2 protein-coding genes and 1 pseudogene are annotated in these 5313 nt (G+C 67.3%); 2 read left to right on the top strand and 1 reads right to left on the bottom strand.

Annotation, left to right across the window (positions count from 1 at the left end):
• Positions 1-52: 52 nt before the first annotated feature.
• Positions 53-1911: pseudogene (locus GY812_10765) on the top strand (sensor histidine kinase).
• Between the two features lie 88 nt (positions 1912-1999).
• Positions 2000-2470: a pentapeptide repeat-containing protein gene (locus GY812_10760; protein ID MCP4435957.1), complete on the top strand. Its 471-nt coding sequence runs from the start codon at positions 2000-2002 to the stop codon at positions 2468-2470.
• A 64-nt stretch (positions 2471-2534) separates the two neighbouring features.
• Here the strand turns inward: GY812_10760 and GY812_10755 are convergent, their stop codons facing one another.
• Entirely contained in the window at positions 2535-5255 is a 2721-nt protein-coding gene (locus GY812_10755) for an FHA domain-containing protein (GenBank protein MCP4435956.1), read from the bottom strand.
• Positions 5256-5313 lie beyond the last annotated feature (58 nt).

Raw genomic sequence — 5313 nt, 5'->3', positions numbered from 1 at the left:
CTTTCCTGCGAGCGGCACCTCTGGGGTCCGTCGCCGACGATGTGGGTGGCCGATGACGGCTGACAAGAGGCTGTCTCGGTTTGCGCTGTCCCACTGGCCGGTTGGCTGGAAAGTACTTGCCATCGTCGTGGTGCCCCTGGTGCTGGCCGTCGTGTTCGGCGGCTTGCGTATCTACTCCAGTGCGACAGCGGCAGTGCAGCTACGGGCGGCCGCCGAGCGGGCCGACATGGTGCCCGGCGTTGTCGATTACCTCGCTGCGCTGGAGGACACGATGATCGCGGCGACCGGGGGCGGAGACACCCAGGCCGCGCTGACGATTTTCGATGCGCGCAGGACCGATCTCCGACAGCAACTGGCCGACACCGAGGTACCCGACAGTGTCGGGCTGGCCACGAACACACTGCTCGACGACGGCCAGGACCTGCTCGGCACGATCATGGGCAACGCCGACGATCTGCGGGTATGGGTGATGACCTATGCGGCACTGCTGATCGCCGCGGAGACCGCCATCACCGGCCTGGTGGCCGACGACACCGGCCTGGTGGCCGACGACCGGAACGTCCGGTCCCAGGGCAAAGCGCTGTCGCACGCCGTCGGTGCTCGCGGGCAGATGGTGATGCAGCAGCTGTTGGTCAACCGTGGCGCTGACCTTCCCGAGCAGGTCCTGCGCTCGACCATGGTCACACTGGCTGGCGCTGAGCCCTCAATGGTGTCGGCGATGAGTGCTTTCCTCGGTGGCGGGACTGGCGGTGCAGAGGCGCTGCGATCGGCGATGGCCGACCGGATGCTCGTGATGTCGGATCCGGCGTCCGTGCTCGCCGGGAACCCCGGGTTGCTGGCCTCCCAACAGGTCACCCGGGATATCGCCGCCGTTGTGATCGCCGAGACCGTCCAATCGATTCCGGCGACAGTCCACGAGCAGGCAGACGATGCACGGTTTGCCGCGATCCGCGACTCTGCACTGGTGGTCGCCGCGATCGCGATTGCGCTCCTACTCGTCGCGCTGGCGGCTCGCTCTCTGGTGCTTCCGTTGTGCACGCTGCGCGACAATGCGGTCAAGCTGGCTCACCGCGGCCTGGCTCGTGAAGTCGAACACGGCCGCAGCGACGGCAAGCCGTTCCCTCTGCGACCCTTCCCTGTGCACACTTCTGAAGAAATCGGTCAGGTCGCGCACGCCGTCGACGAATTGCGGGAGCAGGCAGTGCAATTCGCCGGCGAACACGCCCAGCTTCAGTTCCAGGTGACCGAGATGGCCGACATGCTGTCGCGGCGCAACCGGTCGCTGATTGATGAGCAGCTCACCCTCATCGCTCAACTCGAGCGCAGCGAGGAGGACCCAGACCGGCTCGCGAGCTTAGTGCGGCTCGACCATCTCGCCGCCCGGATGCAGCGCATCGGCGCCAACGTGCTGGTGCTGGCCGGCGAGCGGCTTCCCCACGAGCACCCCGGCCCGGTGGCGGTCACCGCGCTGGTCGACGCGGCAGCCTCCGAGACCGAGGACTGCAGCCGTATCACCGTCGCGGGCTGCCGGGGAGCGAGATCGCCGGTGCCGCTGCAAGTGATCTGGTGCACCTGCTCGCTGAGCTGCTCGACAATGCGCTGAGGTATTCGCCGTCCGACTCGCAGGTGACGGTGTCGGCCGTGCGTACCGGCACCAGTGGCTTGGTCCTTGAGGTCGCTGACACCGGTCTGGGAATGACCGAGTCCGATCTGCAGATGGCCAACATCCGGCTGCAGTCCTTCGGTGAGGGCAACTCGTACACCGCACTGCACATGGGGCTGCTCGTGGCGGGCCGGCTGGCGACCCAGCACGGCATGGTGGTGCGACTTCGCAGCACCGTCGCCCGGGAGCCGGGGTCAGGCATTACTGCAGGGGTGTACGTGCCGGCCGACCAGTTCGTCGCCGGCTGATGATGGCGTGAACGCACACGAAGTCGACCGGTAATTCGGCGGTCGCGACTTTCGCGACGAAGACCTCAGTCGCCTACACACCGAACGTGTGGTGTTCACCGGATGTGACTTTTCCGGTGTTGATCTGACCGAGTCAGAGCATGTCGGCTCAGCCTTCCGCAGCTGCATTTTTCGACGTACGTCCTTGTGGCACAGTGTGTTTCGACACTGCAGCTTTCTCGGTTCGACGTTCATCGACTGCAGGATGAGGCCCATGAAGCTGGTCGAGGTGGATCTGACGCTGGCCGTGCTCGGCGGGGCAGACTTGCGCAAAACCGATCTGTCCGACTGCCGGCTGCGCGAAGCGAGCCTGGTGGCTGCCGACCTGCGCGAGGCGGTGTTGCGGCGCGCCGACCTGACAGGGGCGCGCGTCCAGGACGCCCGGCTGGAGGGCGCCGATCTGCGCGGCGCGCGCATCGAGCCGACGTTCTGGACAACGGCAAGACTGCGTGGCGCCATGGTCGACATCGAGCAGGCGCTGGCCTACGCGGCCGCCCATGGGCTCGACATCGGCGGGTGAGGTTTCTCGGCCCCAGAGCCGCTGATTCCCTTCCCGGGTCGACTTCTCGCTGGCTCGTTCCTCCTCAGCCAGCCTTGAGCCTGATCCGCCAGCGTACAAAACCGACGTAGAAGACACTGATCGCCGCCAGCATCGCCATGTCGAACATCCACGCACCCGAGGTGTGCTCCCAGTGTCGGTCCTTCGGGGTCAACGGACCCGGTACCAACCGGATCAGGTCGATGGTCGAGGCCGAGGATGCGAAACCCCAGCGGGCCGGCGTCGCCCATGACATCTGGTCCAGGACGATGCGGTCGGTTACGGGGATCATGCCGCCGGAGAACACCAGCTGGCTCATGATCGCGACCACCAGCAGCGGCATGATCTGCTCGCTCGACCTGGCGAGAGCCGAAAGTGCCAGGCCGACCATGGCGGCAGCCACGCACGTCGCCGCGATGTCGACGAACAATTCCAGGCTGCGGTTGCTGATCACCGCACCGCTGTCGACTGCGCCGGGACCCCAACCCTTGCCCACGATCGCGATAGACGTGACGATCGCAGCCTGCACGATGGCGAATCCGGTGAACACCATGACCTTCGCCATGAGGTAGGCCGAAGTGGACAGGCCGACTGCCTGCTCGCGTCGGAAGATGGCCCGCTCGCCGATCAGGGCGCGGATGGTCAGGGCAGTGCCCATGAAGATAGCGCCAACATTGAGCATCACCAGGATCTGCCCCGGCTCATTGGGCGCCGCACCACCTTGCTCGGCGGGAACGGGAACGCCGAACCCGACGTCGCCGGGCACCGACAGCGACAACACGCCCATGATGAACGGCAACATCATCAGGAACGCGAAGTACCCGCGGTCGGAGACCACCAGCCGGATCTGGCGTCGCGCGATCGTGGACAACTGCCTTCGGGTGCTGGTCCGGGTCGGGTTACCCAGGTCTGTGGGACTGAGGGCGGGCGGCTGCGGCGGGGGAGGCCCGTGCTGGGCGAGGAAGCGTTGCGCCGCGCCGTCTGGGTCGCCGGCGACACGGGAGAAGATGTCGGCCCAGTTGGTCGTGCCCATTGAGGGGCCGACCTCGCTGGGTGGGCCGTAGAACGCGGTCTTTCCACCGGGGGCCAGCAGCAGCACCTGGTCGCACACGTCGAGGTAGGTCAGCGAGTGGGTTACGACGAGCACTACCCGGCCCGCGTCGGCAAGCTGGCGCAACATGGTCATCACCTGGCGATCCAGGGCGGGGTCCAAGCCTGAGGTCGGCTCATCGAGGATGAGCAGCGATGGGCCGGTCAGCAGCTCGAGCGCGACTGAGGCGCGCTTGCGCTGCCCGCCGGAGAGCTTGTCGACGCGGGTGTTCAGGTGCTCGGTCATCTCGAGCTCCTGAAGCACCTCGTTGACGACCTGATCGCGGTCGGTCTGGTTGGTGTCGGGAGGCAGTCGGAGCTCGGCGGCGTACATCAACGCCTGCCTTACCGTGAGCTGGCCATGCACCACGTCGTCCTGGGGCACCATCCCGATTCGGGAGCGCAGCGAGGCGTATTCACTGTGAACGTCGTGGCCCTCGAATGACACCTGGCCCGTCGTCGGATGGGTGTAGCCGGCGACCTGCCGGGCGAATGTGGACTTGCCGGCGCCCGAGGGGCCGATCACGGCGGTCAGTGTCCCCGGCCGCGCTGACATCGAGATGTTGTCCAGCAGCGTCTTGTTTCCCTCGATGGTCCAGGAGACGCCGTGGACGTCGAGGCCGCCGACTGCACTGTCAGCGGCGGCCTGGGTGCGACGTATCAGCGTGCCATTGCCGAAGATGAGGTCGACGTTGCCGATGGTGACGGTGTCACCGTCGGTGAGCATCGCCGAGTCGATGCGAGTGCCATTGACGAAGGTGCCGTTGATGCTGCCGTTGTCGCGGATCTCGGTGCCCGAGGGCGTCGCGACCAGGGTGGCGTGGTGACGCGAGGCCAGCACGTCTGGGATGACGATTTCGTTGTCGCCCGCGCGGCCGATTTTGACCGAGCCCGCCGGCACGTCTGCCGGGCGGCCTGGCCGAAGGACCTTCAGCATGCTGGTCGCGATGTTGCCGTCACCCGACCTCGGCGCTGCGGCTGGTCCCATCACCGTGACGGAGTCCAGGTCCGGCGACGAGATGGGCGCAGGTGCCGGCGCCGGCGGCTGCCCGCCAGTCGGGCGAGGACCTGGACCGGGCGCGTGAACGCCTGGGCCAGTCGGGCGAGGGTCTGACCCGGTGGGGCTAGGGCCTGACCCGGTGGGGCGAGGGCCTGGGCCTGTAGGGCGAGGGCCCGGTCCGGTGGGGCGAGGGCCCGGTCCGGTAGGGCGAGGGCCCGGTCCGGTTTGGTGAAGGCCTGGTCCGCTCGGATACTGCCCGGGGTGCGGGGGCTGCCCCGTGGGTGGCGGTGGCTGGCTGGGCCAGGTCGCGCTGGGGCGGTCCAGACCTTGGACCGCGGCGGTCGGTGGCGGGGAACCCGCCAAACCCTGATGACGTCCGACCTCGAATGTGAGCAGCGGCCCGTCCGGGTTGCCAAGGTGAATCTGCTGGCCGTCGGTGATATCGGCTGCGGGCACCCGGCGTCCATTGATGAACATCCCGTTGAGGCTGCCGTTGTCGATGGCGATCCACCGGCCCTGCTCGAACCGCAGCACGAGATGGGCCCGGGAGATCAACGGGTGTGCAATGCGGACGTCGGCGCGCAGATCGCGGCCGACGACGACATCGCTGCCAGCGGCGAAAGTGCGCGGGGATCCGTCGTACCGAACGGTCAGCGCAGGGGATGCTGGTCGGCTCATCGGGACCAACTCTATCGGTCGGCTCCCAGGTGGGGCTCTGCCACGTGCCCGTGTCGGT

The organism is Actinomycetes bacterium (assembly GCA_024222295.1).
Lineage (GTDB): Bacteria > Actinomycetota > Acidimicrobiia > Acidimicrobiales > Microtrichaceae > JAAEPF01.
The sequence above is the reverse complement of the archived record's forward strand: the minus strand, read 5'-3'. Positions and strand labels throughout refer to the sequence as shown.